This window comes from Sphaerisporangium sp. NPDC005288, from assembly GCF_040607475.1.
Taxonomy (GTDB): domain Bacteria; phylum Actinomycetota; class Actinomycetes; order Streptosporangiales; family Streptosporangiaceae; genus Sphaerisporangium; species Sphaerisporangium rhizosphaerae.
Genome location: NZ_JBEXGT010000037.1, coordinates 65,324 through 88,045 on the forward strand (window position 1 = coordinate 65,324; position 22,722 = coordinate 88,045).

Genomic DNA, 22,722 nt, shown 5'->3' on the forward strand with positions numbered 1-22,722 from the left:
GGAACGCCCCCACCGCCTCGCATGCGGATTTCCACGCTCCGCGACCTTCGGCGGCGGATCTGGGGTGAAGGCGTTATGAGTCATTTGTGACATGTGCCGGGTTTACCGTGATAGAGCCCGGCCGGGACGTCGAAGTGGGCGAGAATCTCTGCCCCCCGTCGGTAGTTGGGTCAGGCCGGCGTAGGAGTCTTCGTCGCCGCCGTTCGCGAGGTAATGATCTCGGTCATTGTGGATCTCATTGAGCACGTCGTTGCTGGGCGCCAGCACGTATACGAAGTTGCGGGCGTAGGTGACGGCTTCTTCGTAGCCGAGGGTGTCGATGTAGGACCAACTGCCGTCCCATGATCCGATCTGCGCTTCATGGAGATACATGCGGGCGTCTGGAGCGGCGTTGCCCAATGCGTCGCAGGTGTTCGGATCGCTGGAGACCAGCAAGACCATGCGTTGGCGAACGGTCAATGGACCCAGGACTTGGCCGGAGAGCCGGAACGGTCCGGTGATGGGTAATCGCCCCTCGTTGATCTCTACGGGGCAGAAGGTGACCCCCGCGGCGTGATCAGGTGTGGGTTGGACCATGGCCGGTCCGGTCGCCTTACCCGCGCAGACCGGTGTCGGCTGATCATTACGGTTGAGCGTCCACCAGATGGCGCCCCCGGCAGCAACAGCAACAACAACAACGGTCACGAGGGTGGCCAACGGCGCGGCCCAGCGAGGCCACCGTGCAGCAGTCGGCGGCGGTTCCACCCGTACAAGTGGCTTGGATGGTTCAAGCGGTGCGGCAGCGTTATGCGCGTCGTCCCACAGATTGCCAATGAGGTCTGGGTCTGTTCCGCATAGCTCAGCCCATTGTTGTGCTTGCTTGCGCATAGGCTGCGCCTTGCCGGCGAGCCATCGGCTTATGGTCGCCTTCGACACGTACATCTTGGTGGCCAGATCTTGCATGCTGCGGGCGGTCTGGTCGCGGCCACGACGCATCTCTTCAATCAAGGCTCGCCGCTGTGGCGGGACATCGGGCGGAAGTTCGGCCATCGGGCCAGGCTTTCTGCGGCGCGGCGGAGTCTGGTCCATCAGCCCTCTCGCATAAGTAACGTTTCAGGCTGCCCCCGCACGGCCTGCGCGAACCCTATGAAACGTTACCAGGAGCGTTTAACCCTTCACTAGTCGTGATTGATGGATAGAGGCTGTCGTGGTCCAGACCCCTCTGCGACATCGACGTGAAGGAGCACGATGGCCACCTGTTCCTGGGCAAGACTGATCGCTGTAGCCACGCTCGCGGCGACCACCCTGGTCGCCATTGACGGCAGCCCGGCCGTCGCTGACACGAACGCTTGCAGCAATCCCGTGCTGGCCTCCAACCTGAACGGCTGGGGCTCACTCGACGGCGCCTCGGTCAGTCGCGACCCGGTCGGTGAGCCGATCGGCGCGAACTGGGCGTTCGACACCAGCGGCCGCGAGTTTTACATGCCCTCGCTCTCCGTCACCCCCGGCCAGAGCTGGACGTTCTCCGCGAAAGACGCGGTCGTGTTCGGCTCAGGGTCGGCGAAGATCACCGTCGAATGGTACAACTCGATCGGCAACTATCTGGGCGAACAACAGACGCCGTCGGTCACACTGCCGGCTTCAACGGCGTCGGCGGGCACCTGGGTGCTCGTGTCGGGGACCTTCACCGTGCCCAGCGGCGCAGCCCTCGCCCACATCCTCCAGATCGGCGACTTCGGCTCGGCCACCGGCACGGACTTCAAGGCCACCGTCTGCAACTACCAACTCGCCACCACATCGCCCAGTGACTCGGCCGCGGTCCGCTATGGGTGGGGTTCCTACGTCGCCAGCCAGTCCGATGAGTACAACGCGACCAGCGTCGACCTCACCAAGTGGGGACTGTTCGGCGCCGACCCCGGCCAGCGGACCGGTTGCACGCCCGGCTTCAACGGCCACGGCCGCCGCTGTGCGGCGCAGACCACCGAGTCGGGCGGTTTCCTGTCGGTCTCCGGTACCACAGATGGTGTGACGGGCGGCCTCTACGCCCGGACCAGGCCCTTCAAGTACGGGCGCGTCGAGGTCCGAGAGCGGGCAGTCCAACTCTCGGCGACCGGCGGCCGGTACGGAGCGGTGCCGCTGCTCTGGCCGGCCGACGACAAGGTCTGGCAGAGCGCGGAGATCGACTTCGCCGAACGCCCGGTCGGTGACCCGGAGATCGACCTCTTCGTGCATCACGACGGAACCCAGACCTACTGCCCGCTGGCGATCGACTCGACGCAGTTTCACAACTACGCGATCGACTGGCAGCCGAACTCGGTCACGTGGTACGTCGATGGCAACCTCATTTGCACGGTCAATGCCGCGGTCCCATACTTCAACGTCACAAACGGCGGCGCCCAACTCGACATGGTCCCGGCCAGCGGCCCGATGCGCGCTGCCCGCCAGGACATCGACTGGATCCGGATGTACCAAAACTCCTACACCCAATACCAGTGAAAGGAGAAAACCCGACCACGCCGCGATCCCACGGTCATCTCACAGCCACGTTCCGGGCCGCCCGACTTCATATGTCCCGCTGATCGGAGCCTGAGGAAGCGAGGACCCGTACCTCACCACTTTCCACAGGCCCGATGGCCGCTTGCTCCGCGCCACCCAAGCCGAATAGAACCGATTTCATACCTGCAAAGGCCGCCCGGGTGGGCGTAGGCGCCCTGGTGGCTCACATCCCGGTCCGCAGGCGGAGCCGACAGGAACCGCCTGCGGACCGCCGCCGCACACCTTTGGGAGACCGACCCCGGCGGTCAATCCGTGCTCAGGACGGCGGGCACCAGCGTCATCGACATGACGCCGGCGAAGGGGAGCAACTTCCACCGCCTTGCGGGGAAGCCCGTCCACGCCGCCGCCCTCGGTCTACGGGCGGACCTCCTCGTCGGACAGGGGATCGACGCCCGGACCCGGGGATGCCATGTCCTGTGCCGGCTTGTACTTGACCTGGCACCACACCGTCCTGCCGGCCGCGTCGTCGTGGACGGCCCACCGGTGGGACAGCGTCTGTACGAGCATGAGCCCCCGGCCGCCCTCCGCGTACATGTCGCCATGGACTTCCGGGGCCGTCTGACCTCCGGCGTCGACCACGTCCACATGGATGAGATCACGGCAGTCGGCGAGAGCGAGGGTGATCCTCCCGCCGTTCCTCGAATTAGAGTGAAGGACAGAATTGGTGACAAGCTCGGAAACCAGCAGCGTCACGTCGTCCAGAGCCGGATGATCCTTGCCGAGCTTCGCCTTCACGAACTCCCGCGCAACCGACACCGACTCGGGAGCTCCAACCAAATCCATGACGCCCAGCAGACTTCCTGCCCTCATTTGTCAGCCTTTCGCACTCGGAGAAGTGCGGGTCGCAGATGACTTCGCCTTATGAGATTGGCAACGGCCAGCTACGATCACCAGGTAAACCCACTCACGGTGCACCACACTTATGTGAGTAGGTGCGTGAGCAAGCCGAAATGCCCCCGATTCGGTTGGATGGCATGATTTGACCGCTCCGAGAGACACCGACCCCAGTAAGTCACCGCGTGCCATTTTCGCCGCAGAACTGCGCCGCCACCGGAACACTGCAGGCCTTACACAAAAGGCGCTCGGATCGCATATAAGCTTCTCGGACTCCCAGGTGGCCATGGTCGAGGCCATGAGGAGAGTCCCGACCGAAGCCTTCGCTCGCGAGTGTGACAGGGCCCTCGGTCTGAACGGCACACTGATGAACCTTTACATGGCCACGACCTGGAACACGGCGCCTGCGTATTTCCGGCCCTGGCTGGAAGAGGAGGCGGACGCCACAGGACTGAAGAGTTGGGAACCGGTGCTCATCCCCGGCCTGCTTCAGACGGAGGCGTACGCCCGCGAGATGTTCGCAACCTCTCCGGGCATCACCCGCGAGGAGATCGACCAACGCCTGGCCGGCCGCATGCGGCGGCAGACCATTCTCAACCGCGACGATCCGCCGCTGATCAGCATCGTTCTGGATGAGTCGGTGCTTCACCGGTCCATCGGTGGCGCAGAGGTGATGCGTGCACAGCTACAGTCCGTGCTCGAAGTCGCCGAGCACCCCCACGTGACCATCCAAGTCGTCCCGTACGAGGCAGAGGCACACTGCGGGCTGATAGGCGGGTTCATCATCGCGGAACGAAACGGAACGGCATACGCCGCATACGCGGATGCGCAGCCTGTGGGGCGCACCCTCGAAGACCGGCAGGTCATCGGCCAACTCTCCACCAGATATGACGCAATTCGGGCTGAGGCTCTACCGTTCAAGCAGTCGGTCAAGCTCATACGGAAAGTGGTGGACCATGGGTGACCTTCTGGGCGCACAGTGGCGCAAAAGCACGTATAGCGGCGACACCGGCAACTGCGTCGAGGTCGCATCGAACCTGCCCGGGCGCGTCGCCGTCAGGGACAGCAAGAACCCGACCGGCCCGAACCTGACCTTCGCGCCGGCCGGATGGTCGGCTTTCTTGACCGGCCTCAAGACCCGCGCACTGGACGGCTGAGCGCGCCAAGCCCATAAGGTCGCGGGCGGGAGGGCGGCCGGGTGCCGGATCGCGCGGGAGGGCGATCTCGCGCGATCCGCCGTCGAGCGGGCACGGGATCCGTATGGGTCACCTGTCGAATGTTGCCGCCTGGTAAGTGGCCGGAAAAGAACATGTGCGGCAAGATGACTCAAGGATCAAGGAGGTTCAGGAAAGGACGCACAACTTGACTGACATCGAATCAGGAAAAGTCTACAGAATACGGAACGCGAAGTCCGGCACCTACATCGATATCGCCGAGAACGACGGCACGATCCGTGCCGTCGGAAATCCTTCGAATGACAGCGACACCCAGATGTGGCAGCTCAACCGGATCGGGAACGGGTGGACCCTGCGGAACGTCGGAACAGGTACATACCTCAGCACCGATCATCAGCCGAAGAATGACGACGGCGCCCTTCTGCGGGAATCCGCGTTCGAGTGGCACGTGTGGGAGGAAGAGGCGGTCGCGCTGTCCTGCCGCGTGTGTGTCCCCAACTGCAAGAAAGATCTCGAAGTCACGAACCGTGGGTCCTCCGACCCCGGAACGCGGATAGCGGTATGGGGAAGATGGGAGGGGCAGAACCAGATGTGGTTCTTCGAGGAGTGCAAGTCATAGCACCGATCACACCGTCGATCCCGTCGATCAACAGCCGCCCACCGAACCGCGATGGCCGACCTGGCCGCTTATCCACGATCAGGAGATCGGCGCGCTGACCGCCGCAGCCATCCGGACTCTGTGCATGCTTGCCCCGACCGTCGCCGCGGACCCCGCCGGACGAGCGCGAAACCTTCACACGCCGTCGGCAAGACCGTCTGGGCCACCTGGCGACCGGCCTCCCCACCCACCGCCAGTGAAGCCCGGAACCAGACGCCGTGAAACTGACGCGGCCTTCAGTCGGAGATGAACAGCGTGGGGAGGTCGGCGTGCCCGCCTAGGCTCGTACGTCGAGGGCCACGGCGGGCGTGGACGACGGTGCGGTGGGCCGCTTCTCGGGATGAGAAGTGGCGCATCCTTCGCGAGCTGTCAGCGGGTATGAGGTAGCCATATCGGCAGAGCATCAAGTAGGGCGTTCCATCCCTCTGTCAGCAGCCACCACATGCCCAAGGCGAGCACGACAGCCGTCAGTAGCGTTACCAGGACCAACTTCGCCAAAGCTCGTCCAACGGGCCGAGTCGAAGATCGGGAGGTCAGCACAGCGCCAGTCAATCAGGTGGGCGGGTGGCGGACCAGCCCTTACCCAGTAGGCGGCAGCACCGACAGGATGATCAGCGCTCGAGGCTCGTCGGCTCTCCACATTCATCGCCCCACCTGCGCGGCGGCGGGTGGGGAGGCGGCGAGAGTCGCCCGAGAAAGACAGTGCCGAAGGCACCTTTTCATGGCGGGTGCCATGGCCTTCGGCACGAAGGGGCTTGGGTCAGTTGACGCCGCCGGGGCGGTAGGGCTTGGGGGTGGGGCGGTAGGAGAGGTCCGAGGGGACGTGGGCGCCGGCGCGTTCGCGGATGACGTAGGTGGGGCGGCCCATGCCGCTGCCGTGGATGCGGCCGACGTACTCGCCGAGGACGCCGATGGACATGAGCTGGGCGGCGGAGAACAGGGCGACCATCGAGGCGATGGTGGTGAACCCGGCCACCGTGGTGTCGCCGGCGATGAAGCTCCACAGCACCGAGCCGCCCAGCAGCAGCCCGATGACGCCCACGAGGAAGCCCAGGTAGCTGGCCACGCGCAGCGGCGTGGTGCTGTAGCCGAGGAGCATGTTCATGGCGTGCCGGACCAGCAGCCGCGGCGTGTAGGCCGAGCGGCCGTGGCCGCGCTCGTTCATGTGCACCTTGACCGAGCCGACGCGGGTGGTGGCCCAGGAGAAGGCGACGTCCAGGGAGGCGTGCGGGCCGGACAGGTCGTGGAAGCCCTCGCGCAGCGGCGTGCGGAAGGCGCGGAAGGCGCTGATGGCCCGGGCCGTGCGCACGCCCAGCGCGAGCGCCATGGCGGCCTTGACCGACCGGGAGGCGAGGCTGCGGACCAGCCCGTGCTCCTCCTTGTGCGGGACGCCGTACACCAGGTCGAGACGGTCGCCCTCCAGCGCGGCCAGCAGTTGCGGGATCTGCTCGGGCAGGTGCTGCAGGTCGTCGTCCATCGTCACCACGACGTCGAACGCGGCCTCCCTGATCCCGGCGACCAGGGCGTTGTGCTGGCCGTAGTTGCGCGACAGGTGGATCGCGCGGACGACGTCGAAGCGGGCCGCGAGGTCCGCGGCGGTCCGCCAGGTGTCGTCGGGGCTGCCGTCGACGACGAGGATCACCTCGTGCCGGACCGACACCTCACGCAGGACCGGCAGCAACCTTGCCACCAGCGTGGGAAGCACCCGGGCGGAGCGGTAACACGGAATGACCACCGACACCGACATTGATCCCCCGATCATCTCTCGCCCGCAGCCGACCACATCGCCGCAGGTGGACGCCAGGACCGCTGCGGCTCGTCGCGGTGTCCTTGGCGCGGCGTTGCCGCGCGCCAAGTACGGGCCCGCCCGGCTTTTGCCGATCGTGAGGAGCCGTTTGCGCGAGCGGACAGGGCAGGAAGGGGGGCACGGACGGGGACGGACCAGGCGCGGGCGTCGGCGGCCGCGTGACCGACCCCCCGCGGCGGCAACCGGGGGCCCATTGTTCGGCAAAGCCGCGGACGTCGGGGGGCCAGGTGGTCCGAGCGCCCATAGATTCGGGGCCGTCGATCGGCCATGTGTTCTCGCGGGAAGGCAAGTGAGCGATGAAAGCGCTCGTTCTGGCAGGTGGAAGGGGCACGAGGCTGCGCCCGCTGACCCACACCTCGGCCAAGCAGTTGGTCCCCGTCGCGAACAGGCCGGTGCTGTTCTACGGCCTGGAGGCCATCCGCGACGCCGGCATCACCGAGGTCGGCATGATCATCGGCGACACCGGCCGTGAGGTCCGCGAGGCCGTCGGGGACGGTTCGGCGTTCGGCCTGGAGATCACCTACATCCCCCAGGAGGCCCCGCTCGGGCTGGCCCACTGCGTGCTGATCGCCCGGGAGTTCCTGGGCGACGACCCTTTCGTCATGTACCTGGGCGACAACTTCCTGGTGGGCGGCATCCGTGACCTGGTGGACGCCTTCCGCGACGCCGGCCACGACGCCCAGCTCCTGCTCACCAAGGTGGCCGAGCCGCAGTTCTACGGCGTCGCCGAGCTCGGGCCCTCCGGGGAGATCCTGAGCCTTGAGGAGAAGCCCGCCCGCCCGCGCGGCGATCTGGCGATCGTGGGCGTCTACACCTTCTCCCCCGCGATCCACGAGGCGGTCCGGGCGATCCGGCCGTCGGCGCGCGGCGAGCTGGAGATCACCGACGCGGTGACCTGGCTGATCGCCAACGGCTTTCGCGTCCACTCGCACTTGGTCAGCGGCTACTGGCGCGACACCGGGCGGCTGCAGGACATGCTGGAGTGCAACCGCATCGTGCTGGAGGGCGTCGAGCCGCGCATCCGCGGCACCGTCGACGGGTCGTCGGAGGTGTCGGGCCGGGTGGTCATCGAGACCGGGGCCTCGGTGCGCGGGTCGGTGATCCGCGGACCCGCGGTGATCGGCGCGGGGGCGCGCATCAGCGGGTCCTACATCGGTCCCTACACCTCGATCGGCGAGCGCTGCGTCCTGGAGGACGCTGAAGTGGAGTACGCCATCGTCTGCGAGGAGTCGACGGTTCGGGGCGTCTCCCGGCTGACCTACTCGCTGATCGGCCGCAACGTCGAGGTGGTGCGGGCGCAGGGCGTGCCGAACGCGCTGCAGCTGATGGTGGGCGACCACAGCAGGGTGCAGGTGCGGGCATGAGGCTGCTGGTCACCGGCGGGGCCGGTTTCATCGGGTCGAACTACGTGCGCTCGCTGCTCGCCGGAGCCTACGCCTCCTGCGCGGACGCGCGGGTCACGGTGCTGGACAAGCTGACCTACGCCGGCAACCCGGCCAACCTTCGGCCGGTCGCCGGCCACCCGGGGTACGCGTTCGTCCACGGGGACATCGCCGACGCCGGGCTGCTCGCCGAGGTGGTGCCCGGCCACGACGTGATCGTGAACTTCGCCGCCGAGACGCACGTCGACCGGTCGATCGCCGGCGCGGCGGACTTCGTGACGACCAACGTGCAGGGCACCCAGCGGCTGCTGGACGCGGCCCTGGCGGCCGGCGTGCGCACGGTGGTGCAGGTGTCGACCGACGAGGTGTACGGGTCGATCGCCGGCGGGTCGTGGGAGGAGTCGGCGCCGCTGCGGCCCAACTCGCCCTACTCGGCCGCCAAGGCGGGGGGCGACCTGCTCTGCCGGGCCTACCACCGGACCTACGGGCTGGACGTGCGGGTCACCCGCTGCTCCAACAACTACGGGCCGTACCAGCACCCTGAGAAGGTCATACCTCTGTTCGTCACCAACCTGATCGACGGGCTGCCCGTCCCCCTGTACGGCGACGGCGGCAACGTGCGCGAGTGGCTGCACGTGGACGACCACTGCCGCGCCGTGCAGCTCGTGCTCGACAAGGGCTGCGGCGGCGAGGTGTACAACATCGGCGGCGGGGTCGAGCTGACCAACCTCGCGCTGACCGAGCGGCTGCTGGCCGCGTTCGGGGCCGGCTGGGACATGGTCGTCCCGGTCGCCGACCGCCCCGGCCACGACCGGCGGTACTCGGTGGACAGCGGGAAGATCGGGGCGCTCGGGTTCGCGCCGGAGGTCGACTTCGAGCGCGGGCTGGCCGAGGTCGTCCGCTGGTACCGCGATCACCGGGACTGGTGGCGGCCGTTGAAGACATCGGGTCAATAGGGTCACTAGGAGGAGCCATGGAGGCCACGGAGATTCGCCGCACGGTCGAGATCGAGGACCGCCACTGGTGGTTCCGCGAACGACGCGCCCTCCTCGCGCGCGAGCTGCGCGAGCTGCGGCGGCTCGGCCCGCCCGGGCGGGCGCTGGACATCGGGGCGGCGGGGGGCGGCAACACCCGCGTCCTGGTCGACCACGGCTGGGACGCGCTGGTCGCGGACTTCTCGCAGACGGCCGTTGACCTGGCGCGCGAGCGCGGGCTGCAGGCCATCCACGCCGACGCGCGCAACCTTCCCCTGCCGGACGGTCACTTCGACCTGGTGCTGGCGTTCGACGTGCTTGAGCACATCGAGGAGGACGAGCTGGCCGTCCGGGAGATCCTGCGCGTGCTGCGTCCGGGCGGCACCGCGCTGATCACGGTGCCGTGCGACATGGCGCTGTGGTCGGCGCACGACGTGGCCTCCGGGCACGTCCGCCGCTACACCCGCGACGGGCTGCGCTCGGTGCTCTCGCAGGAAGGCCTGGTCATCGAGCGGATGTGGAGCTGGAACGTCCTGCTGCGGCCGGTCGTGGCGCGCCGCAGGAAGCACACCTCGGGGTCCGACGTCGTGGAGACGCCTCCGCTGGTCAACATGGCGCTGTCCGCCGTGATCGCGGCCGAGCGGTACCTGCCGGTCCGGTCGCTGCCCGGCGTCTCGCTGATCACCAGGGGGCGCCGCCCGGAGCGCTGACGGCCGAAGACCCGTGGAGACGACGGTGGCCCCGCTCGCGGACGCGAGCGGGGCCACTTCGGTGTGCGGGCAGGTCAGGCGGGCGGCTCGGGGCGGCGCGCCCGGGACGGCCCGGCCGCGCGCACCTCGGCGACGCGCGGCGCAGGGACGCCCGCCTCGGGACGGCGCGTCCCGGTCCTGGATGGTCCGGCGACACGCGGTCCGACGACACGCGTCTCAGCGGCGCGCGGGCCGGGACGGCGTGCCCCGGGTCGTCCGGTGACGCGTGGTGCGCCGCCCCCGCTCCCCTGGTCGTACAGCACGTCGACCCAGTAGTTGGCCGCCTGGTAGGTGAACTGCGGGAAGGCGTTGACAGGGCTGTAGACGTACACGCCGTTCCCGCCGGAGGCGTCGGACGCCGGGGCCAGGAGCGGGAAGTTCGTGTACTGGCCGGTGAAGTACTGCAGTGTGTAGGAGAAGTGCCCCGCGGTGGTGTTGTACGAGGCGATGTACGTCGTGCCCGCGGTGACCGGCACCGGGGTGGCGAAGTACGCCTGCTGCCACCCCGACTCGGTCTCGTCGGTGAAGGTCACGCTGGCCAGGAGCTGGCCGTCGGTGGTCCACAGGCTGCCGACGTGCGTGCCGGTGTTCTGCGGGCCCTTGTAGAAGCGGATCCCCCTGATGGTCCCGTTGGCGGTCGCCTGGAACTTCACGCCGAGCACGACCGGGTCGGAGTCCGGGTGGGACACGACGTCGGGCGTCGCGGCGTTGTTCCACAGGCTCTGCGACGCGGCGAACACCACGTCCACCCAGTAGTTGGCGGACTGGAACGTGTTCTGCGGGAAGGTGTTCACCGCGTTGTAGGCGTACACGCCGTTGCCGCCTTCCGCGCCGTCGGCGAGCGCCGTGAGCGGGGGGTTGCTGTACTGCGTGGTGAAGTACTGAAGGTTGTACGGGAAGTGCCCGGAGGCCACGTAGGTGGAGGCGATGTAGGTCGTGCCGGCCTTCACCTGCACGGGCGTGGCGAAGTTCACCTGCTGCCACCCCGAGGCCGTCTCGTTGGTGAACGTCGCGCTGGCGAGCAGTTGGCCGTCGGTGGTCCACAGGCTGCCGATGTGCGTGCCGGTGTTCTGCACCCCCTTGTAGAACCGGATGCCCCTGATCTCCCCGGTCGTGGACGCCTGGAACTTCACGCCCGTGGTCACCGGGGTGGTGTCGGGGTTGGCCGGGTTCGCCGGGGTGGTGCCGTTGGTCCACAGGCTGTCCATCGGGGTGAACACCACGTCCACCCAGTAGTTGCTCGCCTGGTAGGTGCTGGTCGGGAACCCGCTGGTGGCCCCGTACCGGTAGACGCCGTTGCCGCCGTCCACGTTGTTGGCCAGCGCTGTGAGCGGGCCGTTCACCACGTCGGTGGTGAAGTAGGCGAGGTTGTAGGAGTACCTGCCGTTCGGCGCGAAGTAGGAGGCGACGTAGGTGGTGTTGATGTCGACCGGGACGGGCACCGAGAAGTTCACCTGCTGCCAGCCCGAGTCCGTCTCGTTGGTGAACGTCGCGGTGGCCAGGAGTTGCCCCGAGGAGGTCCACAGGCTGCCGGTGTGCGTGCCGGTGTTCAGCGACCCCTTGTAGAACCGGATGCCGTTGATGTAGCCCGCGGCCGTGGCCCGGAACTTCACGCCGAGTTCGACGGACTTGGTGTCGGTGCTGCTCTGGGTCGCCGGCACGGTCGTCGTCGGCCAGATGGTGCAGGGGCACTGCGTGGTCACCGTGACGGTGACGGTCGTGGGCAGGACCTGCAGGTTGCCGATGTCGTCGACCGCCCGCACCCTGATGGTGACGCTCTGCTGCGAACCGCTCGGCAGCCAGCTGAACTGCCAGTCGGTGCGGCCGGTGGCCTGGAACCACCGCACGCCGTCGAAGGAGATCTCGACGCCTGCCACGACGCCGCCCCCGGTGTCGGCCGCGGTCCCCTGCACCGTGACCGGGATGCCGGTCTCCACCGACGCGCCCGTGGAGGGGCTGTCGATCGTCGAGGTGGGCGGGGCGGTGTCGGTGGACGGGGTGGCCGGGACCAGGCCCGGCTGCAGGGTGGCGGGCTGGCAGTTCATGTCGGCGAACAGGTTGACCGTCGCCTGCTGCATCGTGATGTTGGTGGGCGTGCCCGGCTTGGAGTGGGTCGCGTCCAGCCCCCACGACCACTGGATGGTCCCCGCGCCGAAGACCAGCGCGCCGCTCGCCGCCCTGTACAGCGACAGGTTGTGCGTGGCGACGCCCGCCCCGAAGTTGCTGCCGAAGTCGAGCAGGTACTTGTTCGGAGTGGCGATGGTCGTGCGCGAGTACTTCACCGGGCCCGGCGGCTCGAACCCGTTGTCGGGCACCACGTCCCACTCGGACCCGAGCGTGCCGGCCGGAAAGGTCACCACCTGGCCGGGCTGCAGGTTCGCGACCGCGGTGTTGCGCCAGATGCGCATCGAGGAGAAGTCCGCCGGCACGGTGATGGCGTCGTTCACCACGCCGTTGACCATGAACAGCGTCCCGGTCAGCCCGTTCTCCGGGCGGCCGCCGTTGGACGGCGGCGAGAAACGCGGGTCGCGCCACGAACCGGTCCACTGCGGGCTGGGATCGATTTTCTGGTTGGCGTGGGTCTCCTTGTAGCAGACCAGCGTGCGGAACGGCGTGGCGCCGCCGTCGATGCTGGGCTCCCACCGGGTCTTCCAGAAGACCTCGTTGCCGGAGAAGAAAGTGAGGTTGACCCCGCTGTCGCGGGCGTTCTCCACGTTCGTCCGCATGTCTTCCGACCAGTACTCGTCGTGGCCGACCGACAGGAAGACCTTGTGCTCCAGCAGCTCGGCGCCGCGGGCCGCGGTGTCGACGCTGGAGAAGTAGCTGACGTCGTAGGCGTTGGCCTCCAGCCACCGCACCATCGGATACTCGGCGAGGGAGAACCACGTCTCGTTGCCGCCCAGGCAGCACGAGCAGCAGGCGGTGGTGAACGGGCGGTTGTAGCTCACCTTGTAGGCCCGACCGGCCGGGCTGCCGGTGTAGAGGCTGTTGCCGCCGTAGGCGTTGTACGCCTGCCAGGCGGTGTCGGAGGTCTTGAACAGCAGCTCCGAGTGCCGTCCGTCGTCGCGGACCACGAAGGTGATGTGACTGGCGCCGGGCGTGCCGTCGGTGCGCACCAGCTTGGCGAAGTACACCCCCGAGACGGCGCTCGCCGGGACGTCCCAGGAGGCGGACACCGCCCAGTTGCCGCAGTCGACCAGGCCGACCGACGGGTCGGTCAGGCAGGCGGGCTGCGTCTGCGGCAGCGTCGCGGTCGGGTTGAGTGTCGTGATCAGCCGGGCGCCCATGCCGCCGTAGTAGCCGTAGCGGTACACGTCCAGCCGGTAGGACGTGGCGGAGGTGTCGATCTTGAACTGGACCGTCTCGCCGACGTTCACGCTCATCTGGGTGGCGTAGCCCTGGATGTTGCTGTCGCCGGCGCCGGGAATGTCCCACTGGCTGGGCGGGCTGCCGGGCAGGCTGTTCTCGATGCAGATGATCGAGGCGGGCGGGCAGGCAGCGCGGCGGGCCTTCGCCTTCAGCGCCTCCCGCCGCTGCCGCTTCTCCCATGCCTTCTGGACGGCGCGCCACCCGGTGTCGCCCTCCCTGGGCCCCCGGGCCGCGCGCAACCGCTCCGCCGCCTCCTCCAGCCCGGTGCCGTCCTGCGCCGCCGCCCCGGGCTCCGCTCGCGTGCCGTCGGAGGCCGGTGCGGGGCCGTCCTGACCGGGAACGGCCCGACCCTGGGCGGTGTCACCGGGAGTCCGCCGGCCCGGCACGCCGGCGTCCGGGGCGGCCGTGTCCGGAACGGCCGCGCCCTGAGGCGCCGTACCAGGAGGCGCCGTACCCGAAGGCGCCGTACCAGGAGGCGCCGTACCAGGAGGCGCCGTACCAGGAGGCGCCGTGACCGGAGGGGCCGCCTGGTCCGCCGGGGGCGGATCGTGGGAACTCCCGGAGCCGCCCTCGGGCGGGCCGCCTTCGGGCGGGTCACCCGAAGGCGGGTCGCCGGGGTCGCCGGCGCCCGGTTTCGCCGCCCCCTCGCCCGGGGCCGGGGCGGGCGTTCCCCGCTCGTCGCGCGCGGCGGGTCCGGTAGCGGTGAAGGGCTGGACGGAGGCGGTCGGGAAATCCGCCGCCCGGCGGAAGGCGCCGGACGGCGATCCCGCCGCCGACGCCAGGCCGCAGGGACCCGCGGTCGTCAGCACGACCGCCACACAGGTGCCCAAGGTGATCCGGCGCGTCCAGGTCCACCGCGACGGCCCGGCCACCCGGCCGCCCGTGACGAGTACGTCGGAGTCCAGCGAACGGCCGTGAAAAGGCCACGTCATGCTCATGCGCGCAAGCGTTACAACACGCGCGCCCGGCCGTACCTCCGGACGCACCCGCCCAGCCCTATCCTTGCCGCCCTTTGCCCAGGCCGGGAGCCTGCGGCCCTCCGCGCGGGCCTGGTGACGGCATCGGGAGAGACACGCCCGGGCCATGAACGCGCCCGCATGGTCACTCTCCGTAATATGACCCTGGTAGTCGCACGACCCGGCCGGCTCCGGCCATCCTCCATGTCTCGCTGGATTGGCAGTCTGATGACGCTTCCCAACTACGTGTCCGACGGCGCGGGCGCCGGGATCTCCTGGTGCCACGCGCTGCGCTGCCCCCGGTGCCGGGGCCGGCTCCGCGACGAGGAAGGGCTGCGCTGCGACGCCTGCGCGGTCACCTACCCCGTCGAGAACGGGATTCCGCGCTTCGTCCCCCCTGACACCTACGCGGAGGGCTTCGGATACCAGTGGAACCGCCACAGGCTCACCCAGCTCGACTCCCACTCCGGTCTGCCGATCACCCGCGACCGGCTGCTGCGCGCGACCGGCTGGTCCTCGGAGGACCTGCACGGCCGGACGCTGCTCGAGTGCGGCAGCGGCGCCGGGCGCTTCACCGAGGTGCTGTGCCAGACCGGCGCCCAGGTGACCTCCTTCGACATCTCCAGTGCCGTCCAGGCCAACGCCGCCTCCAACGGCCGCTTCCCCAACCTGCGGCTGGTGCAGGCCAGCGTGTACGAGGCGCCGTTCCCGGAGGAGTCCTTCGACTACCTGTTCTGCTTCGGGGTCATCCAGCACACGCCCGACGTCGAGCGCACCTTCAAGACGCTGTTCCGGTACCTGCGCCCCGGGGGCCGTTTCTGCGTCGACGTCTACGCGGCGATGGTCGCCTATCCTCACCCGCGCCAGTTGCTGCGCCCGGTCACCAAGCGCATCCCGCCCGCCCGCCTGTACTCCCTGGTGGACCAGGTCGTGCCGCGCCTCCTGCCGCTGTCGATGGCGCTGAGCGCGGTGCCGAAGGCCGGCCCGTACCTGGCGCGCCTGGTCCCGGTGGCCAACCACCGCCACCTCGGCCTGACCGACCCCGAGATGATCCGCAACTGGTCGGTGCTGGACACCTTCGACTGGCTCGCGCCGCGCTACGAGCGGCCCCAGCCGCGCCGCCGCCTCGCGCGGTGGGCGCGGGAGCTCGGCCTGCGGGAGTTCTCGATCCGGCGCGACCGGGGACTGTATGTGATCGGCGGCGTCAAGTAGATGTGCGGCATCGCCGGCACGGCCTCCCTGTCCCGCCCCGACCCGGCGCTGGTGCGCCGCATGTGCGACGTGATCTCCCATCGGGGCCCCGACGGCGAGGGCTTCCACGACGACGAGCACGCGTCGCTGGGCATGCGCAGGCTGGCGATCATCGACGTCGCGCACGGCGACCAGCCGGTCTACAACGAGAACGGCCGGGTCGCCGCGGTGTTCAACGGCGAGATCTACAACTTCGCCGAGTTGCGCGAGGAGCTCGCGCGCCAGGGGCACCGGCTGCGCGGCGCCGGGGACTCCGAGTGCCTGGTGCACCTTTATGAGCAGTACGGGGACGAGATGGTGCACCGGCTGCGCGGCATGTTCGCCTTCGCGGTGTGGGACCGCGACCGGCGGCGGCTGCTGCTGGCCCGCGACCGCGCCGGCAAGAAGCCGCTGTACTGGTGGGCGGACGCCGGCGCGATCAGGTTCGCCTCCGAGCTGAAGTCCCTGGCCCAGGACCCGGCGCTGCGCCGGGAGATCGACCCGGTCGCGCTGCACCACTACCTGAGCTACCAGTACGTCCCGGCGCCGTGGTCGATCTTCCAGGGCGTGCACAAGCTGCCGCCCGCGCACCTTCTGGTGTGGGAGGACGGCCGGGCGAGCGTGCGCCGCTACTGGCGGCCCGACCGCACGCCCGGACCACCGGTGGACGAGCGCGAGGCGGAGGAGCGGCTGCGCGAACTGCTGCTGGAGGCGACCCGGCTGCGCATGGTGAGCGAGCGCCCCATCGGGGCGTTCCTGTCCGGTGGCGTCGACTCCTCGGCGGTGGTGGCCGCGATGGCCATGCAGAGCGCCGAGCCGGTCAAGACCTTCTGCGTCGGCTTCGAGGACGACCGCTACGACGAGCGGCACAAGGCCCGCATGGTCGCCGAGCGTTATGCCACCGACCACCACGAGCTGGTCGTGACGCCCGACCTGCTGGAGGTGCTGCCCCGGCTCGCCTGGCACTTCGACGAGCCGTTCGCCGACTCCTCGGCCATCCCGAGCTTCTACGTCGCCCAGATGAGCCGGCGGCACGTCACCGTCGCGCTCAACGGCGACGGCGGGGACGAGTGCTTCGGCGGGTACCGGCGCCACGCGCTGATGGCCCGGGCGGGGCGCATGCCGTCGCTGCCGCGCGCGTTCGCCGGCCCGTGCGGGCGGGCCGGGGCGCTGGTGGCCGAGCGCAGCGAGTTCGGCGGGCTCCCCCGGCGGCTGGGCCGGCTCATGCAGTTCGCCGCGGCGCCCCCCGCCGAGCGGTATCCGCGGCTGATGTCGTGCTTCACCCCCGAGCAGAAGTGGCGGATCTACGGCGACGTGCTGCGCGAGCGGCTCGCGGGCGTGGACAGCCACGCGTTGCTGCGGGACGCCTTCGACTCCTCGGCGGCGGGTTCCGACCTCGGCCGGGTGCTCGACGTGGACACCCTCACCTACCTGCCGGACGACCTGCTGGTGAAGGTGGACATCACGACGATGGCCAACTCGCTGGAGGCCCGTTCGCCGTTCCTGGACCACCACCTGATGGAGTGGGCGGCCCGGCTGCCCGACTCGTGCAAGGTGCGGGGCGGCCACACCAAGGTGCTGCTCAAACGGGCCGTGGCCCCGTGGCTGCCCCCGGGGCTGGCGCACCTGCCCAAGCAGGGGTTCGGCGTGCCGCTGGCCGCCTGGCTGCGGGGCGAGCTGCGCGAGCTGGCCTTCGACGTGCTCACCGACCACACCGCCCGGGTGCGGGGCCTGTTCCGGCCGGCGGCCGTGCGCGAGCTGCTGCAGCGGCACATGGACGGCGGCGACCACGGGCCCCGGCTGTGGACGCTGCTGCAGTTCGAGCTGTGGCACCGCGCCCACGGCGTGCCGGGCGGCGCCGCCGTCGAGGCGAACGCCTGCCCGGCGTCCCGTTTGGCGCACATAAAGGAGTGACAAGGACATCGCACGGCGTGGGCGTCCACGCCCTGCGACCGATCTTCGTCTCGCCAAGCTTGCACGCATGACCCACACTCCGTCCGTCGAGGACCGCCCCGCGGGCCCGCTGGAGGCCGTCCCCGCCGTCGAGGCGGACCGCGCGCCCCGGTGGCGGCCGCACCGGTCGCCGTGGCTGCCGGGACTGACCGTGACGGCCCTCACCGCGGCGACGCTGAGCCACTACGGGGTGTCCGCCGCGGACATGGCGCGGTTCGCCGCCTACGTCGCCGCGGGCCTCGCGCTTCCCGGAACGCTGCTGGTGCGGGCCCTGTACGCCGGGGCGCGCACCCGCGCCGAGGAGGTCGCCCTCGGGCTGGCGATCGGCTACGCCGTCGAGGTCCTGTGCTACATGTCCGCCCGCGCCGCCGGGGCGCCGCTGCTGGTGCTCGCCTGGCCGGTCACCGTCGTGGCGGCCTTCCTCGCCGTCCCCCGGCTGCGCCGGCACTGGCGGTCGCCGGCGGGGCTGGAACGGACGCCGCTGTGGGCGTCGTGGTCGCTGGCGCTGCTGATGGCGTTCCTGGTCGCCTGGGGGGCGGCCAGCTTCTTCCGCACCCACGCCCTCACCTGGCCGGGGCTCGGCGTCGCCTCCGTCGACATGCCGTTCCACCTGGCGCTGGTCGGCGAGCTGCGGCACCACATGCCGCCCACGGTGCCCATGGTCGCCGGCGAGCCGCTGCTCTACCACTGGTTCGTGTACGCGCACTACGCCGCCGCGAGCTGGGTCACCGGCGTGGAGCCGCTGGTGCTGCTGTTCCGCCTGGGCGCGCTGCCCATGCTGGCGGTGCTGCTCGTGCTGATCTGCATGACCGGGCGCCGCGTCACGGGCTCGTGGGCCGGGGGGCCGCTGGCCGCGGCGGGCATGCTGTTCGTCGCGGTGCCGAGCCTGTACCTGGGGACCAACGGGTCGTTCACCTGGGGCGGCGTCACCGACCTGGCCTGGGCCAGCCCCACCCAGACCTTCGGCGCCATGCTGTTCGCCCCGCTCGTCGTCATCCTGGCCGATCTGCTGGAGGGGCGGCGGAGCGCGGGCGGGTGGGTCCTGGCGTGCGTGCTGCTGGTGGCCGTCATGGGCGGCAAGGCCTCCTACCTGCCTCTGCTCGGCGCGGGCCTGGTGACCGTGGCCGCGGCGGGTGTGATCAGGCGCCGCCGCCCGCCCTGGCCGGCGCTCGCGGCGCTCGGCGTGACCGGCGCCCTGTGCCTGTACGCCCAGACCATGCTGTTCGGCGGCGCGCGACAGGGCCTGGTCGTCTCTCCGCTGTTCACGATGCGCACGACGCTCGCCGAGCTGACCGAGACGGGCGAGGTGACCGGGCCCACAGCGCCCGAGCTGCCCTCGGCCGGGGCGGCGGCCGGCATCGCCCTGGTCTACCTGCTGGGCTGGCTGGTCGTGTGGGGCGGGACGCTCGGCCTGCTCAGCCGGGCCGGGGCCCTGGCCCGGCCGGGCGTGGTGCTCATGCTCGGCATGGGCGCCGCGGGGCTCGGCACGATGACCCTGTTCGGGCACCCGTGCCGCAGCCAGCTGTTCTTCCTGTGGGGCGCCTACCCGTACATGGTGATCGTCACGGTGCACGGCATCCTGCTGCTGCTGCGCCGCTCGGGGGTCTCGCTGAGGGCGACGCTGCTGGCCGCCGCGGCGGGCGCCGCCGCCGTGTACGCGATCGCCCTGTCGTGCGGGGTGCGCGTCCCCCTGCCCGAGGGGCGGCCGGTCGCGTCGCTGTACCTGCCCTACGTCGCGCTGGCGGCCGTCGCCGTGGTCGCGGGCGTGGTGCTCACCGTCCGCGCCGGAGCGGTGCGCGCCTGGGCGCTGGTGACCGTGATGCTCGCGGCCATCGGTCTGCCGGCGGACCTGCACGCGCGGGTGCTGGCGTCCGCGGGCCGGCTCGCCGGAGGCGCGGACGTCGCCACGGCCGCACCGGCCCCCGCGGCGGTCCCCGATGGGATCCTCCCCGCCGCGCGCTGGCTGCGCGCCCACTCCGGACCGGACGACGTGGTGGCCACCAACGCCCACTGCCAGTGGGGGAAGGAGAACCCGTGCGCCTCCTACCACTTCTGGGTGGCCGCGCTGAGCGAGCGGCGAGTGCTGGTCGAAGGGTGGGCCTACACCGCGGCGAACCTGCGCCGCTGGGACGGGCGCGTCCCGCTGGAGTACCTGCCCTTCTGGGACGCGCGGCTGATCCGGCTGAACGACGCGGCGTTCACCGCCCCCTCGCGGGAGATCCTGCGGGAGATGCGCGACCGCCACGGCGTGCGCTGGCTGTTCGCGGACGAGCACCTGGCGGGCGACGGCCTCGGCATCGGCGGGTTCGCGCGGCCGGTGTACCGCTCGGGCGACTACGCGGTCTACGACCTGGCCGCGCTCGCCGCCCGGGCGCTCTGAGCGCCTTCGGAGGAGACGAGGCCCGCGCCGTCCCCGGCGCGGGCACAGGGGACCCACGCACACCTACAGGAGAGGTCACATGCGCATCGTCCACGTCGGATACCGGCTGCCGCCCGAGCCGGGGGGCCTGGAGCGTCACATCGAGCGGCTGGCCCGCGAACAACTCGCCCGCGGGCACCGGGTGGTGGTCGCCCACCGGCGCGGCCGGGCGCCGGAAGGCGCGCAAACCCTCACGCTGCGCCGGACGCGGCGCAGCCGCCTGCTCGCCCGCAGGTCGGACGTGCTGGCCTTCGGGCTCGAATGCGCCCGCGCGCTGCGCGACGCGGGCGAGGTGGACGTCGTGCACGTGCACGGCGACCACCGGGAGACGCTGGCGCTCGGCCCGGCGGCGCGCCGCCTCGGCGTTCCGCTGGTGGTGACCGTGCACGGGGCCATGACCATGCGCCACCTGCCGATCATGCCGTTCGCCTTCCGCCACGTCGACGACTTCATCGCCATCGGCGCGCGGCCGGCGCAGGACCTGCGCGGCGCCGGCGTCCCCGCGTCGCGGATCGCCACGATGTCCAGCGGGCTGGACCTGCGCCACATCGCCCGCCACCACGGGGAGCCGGTCGAACCTGGGTTGATCGTGAGCGTCGGCTCGCTGGAGAAGGTCAAGAACCACGCGGTGACCATCGAGGCCTTCCACGCGCTGCGCGCCCTGCACCCCGGCGCGCGGCTGGTCATCGCCGGGGAGGGCAGTGAGCGGGCCGCCCTCCAACAGCTCGCCGGAACCGGGCGCGGAGTCCACCTGGCCGGGCACCTTCCGGAGAGCGAGGTGTACGCGCTGGTGGCGAGGGCGCAGGCGTTCGTGCTGGCCTCGCGCCGGCTCCCGACCATCGGCGAGGGCATCCCCACCGCCGCGCTGGAGGCCCTCGCGCTCGGCACCCCCGTCATCCTGTCCTCGGAGACCTCGCTGGAGCCCATCGTCGAGGCCGGCGCCTACCGGACGTTCCTCAGCGGTTCGGTCCCCGACCTGGTGAGACGGCTGCGGGAGGTGCTGGAGGGCGACCGCGCCCTTCCCGAGATCATCGAACGCGGGCTGCGGGCGGCCGCGACGCTGGACTGGTCGTCGGTGGCCGCTCGCGTCGAGGAGCGGTACACCGCCCTGCTCCCCGGCGGCCCCCTGCTGCCGGCGACCGCCTCATGACCGCGAGGCCCCGGCGGCGCCGGCCGCGCCGCGCGGACGGGATGCGCGCACGGTCATGGTGAGCGTGCGTGAACGGGTCGCGGGCCGCGCCCCCGCCGGCGGACGGCACCTGCGGACCTTCTCCACGCTGGCCGCCGCCGGGCTGGCCGAGGCCGTCCTGTCCTCGCTCAGCCTGGTGGCGCTGGTGCGGGTGACCGGCGCCGAGACCTCCGGCGGCGTCATCTTCGCCCAGTCGGTGGCCGGTCTGTGCTTCCTGTTCCTCGATCCGCGCCTGGACAACACCGTCCAGCGCTACGTGCCCATCGAGCAGCGGCGCGACGGGCGGGGGTTCGCGCTGTACCGGCGGCTGGTCCGCTGGGACGTCGGGATCCGCGCCCTCGCGGCCGCCCTGTGCTGCGCGGGCGTCGCGGCGGCCTGGCTGCTCGGCCTGGCCGGGGACGACCTGGCCCGCATGCTGGCGCTGGCCCTCATCGGCCGGGCCGCGCTGGCGGCCAACGGCGCGGTGCGCGCGTCGTTCGCCCTGTCCGACCGGCTGCACGAGCTGGGGCTGCTGCGCCTCGGGTGCGCGGTCGTCTCCTTCGCTCTGCCGGTCGGCGGACTGCTGGCCGCGGGGCCGCTGGCCTACCTGGCCGGGCAGGCGGTGGCCGCGATGCTGGCCGGGCTGGTGGTCGGCGCGCTCGGCACCCGGGCGCTGCTGGCGAGGCTCGGTCCGTCGCGGGCGGGGGCGCCGCTGCCGGACGGCCTGGTGTCCTTCACCGCCAAGGCCACCGGCGGGACGGCGCTGGCAGAGGTCGCCGAGTCCGGCGTCCTCACCGTGGCCGGGCTGCTCGGCGGGTCGGCGCTGGTGACGATCCTGAAGATCGCCTCGGCGCCGGGGCGGCTGTACGCGACGCTGGTCATGCCGGTCGCCTCGATGCTGTACCCCCGGCTCGCCCGCGCCGCCGCGGCGGGGCGGGAGCGGACGCACGCCCGCCGGGACATCGCGCGCGCCAGCGTCCCGCTCGCCGCCGCCGGCCTGACGGCGACCGCCGTCGCGCTCCCGCTGCTGGACGACGTGCTGCGCCTGGTCTACGGACGGCAGTACGCGGCCATCGGCCCGGTCGCCGCCGTGCTCGTCGCCGCGGCGTGCGTCAAGGGGCTGGTGTGCTGGTCGAACGTCCTGCCGCTTGCTCTGGGGCGTCCCGGCTGGCGGCTGGCCTACCTCGCCGGCGAGGGCGCCGCGCTGCTCGCCGTCCTGCTGCTCGCCCGGTGGCTCTCCCCCACCCCGCTCGGCACCGCGCTGTGCTTCGCCTGGGGCACGCTCGCCGCCGCCGTCGCCGGGGCGGCCGTGTGGGCGGCGCTGCTGCGCCGCATCTGCGCCAAAGCGGGCTAGCTAGTGCGCTGTCCATGAATGTCCACCGGCTCGGGCGCCGTAGCAGGCGCCGGCATCGCCGTACCACGACCCGCCGACCCGGCGCCGATCAGTGCAGCACGTGGCCGAGGGTGGAGAGCCGGGCCCGGTGAACGTATGTGGTCACCGCACTAGCTAGTG

General features: G+C 70.8%; 16 protein-coding genes. 12 read left to right on the top strand and 4 right to left on the bottom strand.

The window, feature by feature from the left end:
- Positions 1-102: 102 nt before the first annotated feature.
- Positions 103-1,029: a helix-turn-helix transcriptional regulator gene (locus ABZU32_RS29645; protein WP_354927137.1), complete on the bottom strand. Its 927-nt coding sequence runs from the start codon at positions 1,027-1,029 to the stop codon at positions 103-105.
- A 198-nt stretch (positions 1,030-1,227) separates the two neighbouring features.
- Here ABZU32_RS29645 and ABZU32_RS29650 point away from each other — a divergent pair, with 198 nt between their 5' ends.
- Positions 1,228-2,475, top strand: coding sequence for a glycoside hydrolase family 16 protein (locus ABZU32_RS29650; RefSeq protein WP_354927139.1), 1,248 nt, complete (start codon positions 1,228-1,230; stop codon positions 2,473-2,475).
- A 414-nt stretch (positions 2,476-2,889) separates the two neighbouring features.
- On the opposite strand, the gene ABZU32_RS29655 is transcribed toward ABZU32_RS29650, so the two are convergent.
- On the bottom strand, positions 2,890-3,345 hold the full coding sequence (locus ABZU32_RS29655; protein ID WP_354927141.1) for an ATP-binding protein: 456 nt from the start codon (positions 3,343-3,345) through the stop codon (positions 2,890-2,892).
- A gap of 169 nt (positions 3,346-3,514) precedes the next feature.
- Between ABZU32_RS29655 and ABZU32_RS29660 the strand changes: the two genes are divergently transcribed.
- The 3 genes from ABZU32_RS29660 to ABZU32_RS29670 all read left to right on the top strand — a co-directional run bounded on the left by ABZU32_RS29660 (position 3,515) and on the right by ABZU32_RS29670 (position 5,163).
- A complete protein-coding gene (locus ABZU32_RS29660) occupies positions 3,515-4,333 on the top strand; it encodes a helix-turn-helix transcriptional regulator (protein WP_354927143.1) in 819 nt (272 codons plus the stop codon).
- Positions 4,326-4,526, top strand: a complete 201-nt coding sequence (locus ABZU32_RS29665) for a DUF397 domain-containing protein (RefSeq protein ID WP_354927145.1) — start codon at positions 4,326-4,328, stop codon at positions 4,524-4,526. Before ABZU32_RS29660 ends, ABZU32_RS29665 begins: the two co-directional genes overlap by 8 nt.
- Before the next feature lie 205 nt (positions 4,527-4,731).
- Entirely contained in the window at positions 4,732-5,163 is a 432-nt protein-coding gene (locus ABZU32_RS29670; protein ID WP_354927147.1) for an RICIN domain-containing protein, read from the top strand.
- A gap of 799 nt (positions 5,164-5,962) precedes the next feature.
- On the opposite strand, the gene ABZU32_RS29675 is transcribed toward ABZU32_RS29670, so the two are convergent.
- A complete protein-coding gene (locus ABZU32_RS29675) occupies positions 5,963-6,949 on the bottom strand; it encodes a glycosyltransferase family 2 protein (RefSeq protein ID WP_354927149.1) in 987 nt (328 codons plus the stop codon).
- 356 nt (positions 6,950-7,305) lie between these two features.
- Between ABZU32_RS29675 and ABZU32_RS29680 the strand changes: the two genes are divergently transcribed.
- The 3 genes from ABZU32_RS29680 to ABZU32_RS29690 are packed head-to-tail and all read left to right on the top strand — an operon-like array spanning position 7,306 to position 10,075.
- On the top strand, positions 7,306-8,373 hold the full coding sequence (locus ABZU32_RS29680) for a glucose-1-phosphate thymidylyltransferase (RefSeq protein ID WP_354839290.1): 1,068 nt from the start codon (positions 7,306-7,308) through the stop codon (positions 8,371-8,373).
- The gene (rfbB, locus tag ABZU32_RS29685; protein ID WP_354927151.1) at positions 8,370-9,347 is read left to right on the top strand and encodes a dTDP-glucose 4,6-dehydratase; all 978 of its coding nucleotides are present in this window, start codon (positions 8,370-8,372) and stop codon (positions 9,345-9,347) included. The genes ABZU32_RS29680 and rfbB overlap by 4 nt, the downstream gene beginning before the upstream one ends.
- A gap of 17 nt (positions 9,348-9,364) precedes the next feature.
- Positions 9,365-10,075 carry a class I SAM-dependent methyltransferase gene (locus ABZU32_RS29690; RefSeq protein ID WP_354927153.1) on the top strand — a complete coding sequence of 237 codons (711 nt, stop codon included), beginning with the start codon at positions 9,365-9,367 and terminating at the stop codon, positions 10,073-10,075.
- Positions 10,076-10,149: 74 nt separating this feature from the next.
- On the opposite strand, the gene ABZU32_RS29695 is transcribed toward ABZU32_RS29690, so the two are convergent.
- Positions 10,150-14,421: a DUF4082 domain-containing protein gene (locus tag ABZU32_RS29695; RefSeq protein WP_354927155.1), complete on the bottom strand. Its 4,272-nt coding sequence runs from the start codon at positions 14,419-14,421 to the stop codon at positions 10,150-10,152.
- A gap of 246 nt (positions 14,422-14,667) precedes the next feature.
- Between ABZU32_RS29695 and ABZU32_RS29700 the strand changes: the two genes are divergently transcribed.
- The 5 genes from ABZU32_RS29700 (at position 14,668) to ABZU32_RS29720 (ending at position 22,563) form a co-directional block, all read left to right on the top strand.
- The gene (locus ABZU32_RS29700) at positions 14,668-15,651 is read left to right on the top strand and encodes a methyltransferase domain-containing protein (protein ID WP_354927157.1); all 984 of its coding nucleotides are present in this window, start codon (positions 14,668-14,670) and stop codon (positions 15,649-15,651) included.
- Positions 15,652-17,583, top strand: a complete 1,932-nt coding sequence (gene asnB / locus ABZU32_RS29705; protein ID WP_354927159.1) for an asparagine synthase (glutamine-hydrolyzing) — start codon at positions 15,652-15,654, stop codon at positions 17,581-17,583.
- Between the two features lie 67 nt (positions 17,584-17,650).
- Complete coding sequence (locus tag ABZU32_RS29710; RefSeq protein WP_354927161.1) at positions 17,651-20,002, top strand: hypothetical protein; 2,352 nt, start codon at positions 17,651-17,653, stop codon at positions 20,000-20,002.
- A gap of 79 nt (positions 20,003-20,081) precedes the next feature.
- On the top strand, positions 20,082-21,191 hold the full coding sequence (locus tag ABZU32_RS29715; RefSeq protein WP_354927163.1) for a glycosyltransferase family 4 protein: 1,110 nt from the start codon (positions 20,082-20,084) through the stop codon (positions 21,189-21,191).
- 64 nt (positions 21,192-21,255) lie between these two features.
- Positions 21,256-22,563: a hypothetical protein gene (locus tag ABZU32_RS29720; RefSeq protein WP_354927165.1), complete on the top strand. Its 1,308-nt coding sequence runs from the start codon at positions 21,256-21,258 to the stop codon at positions 22,561-22,563.
- Positions 22,564-22,722: the final 159 nt, after the last annotated feature.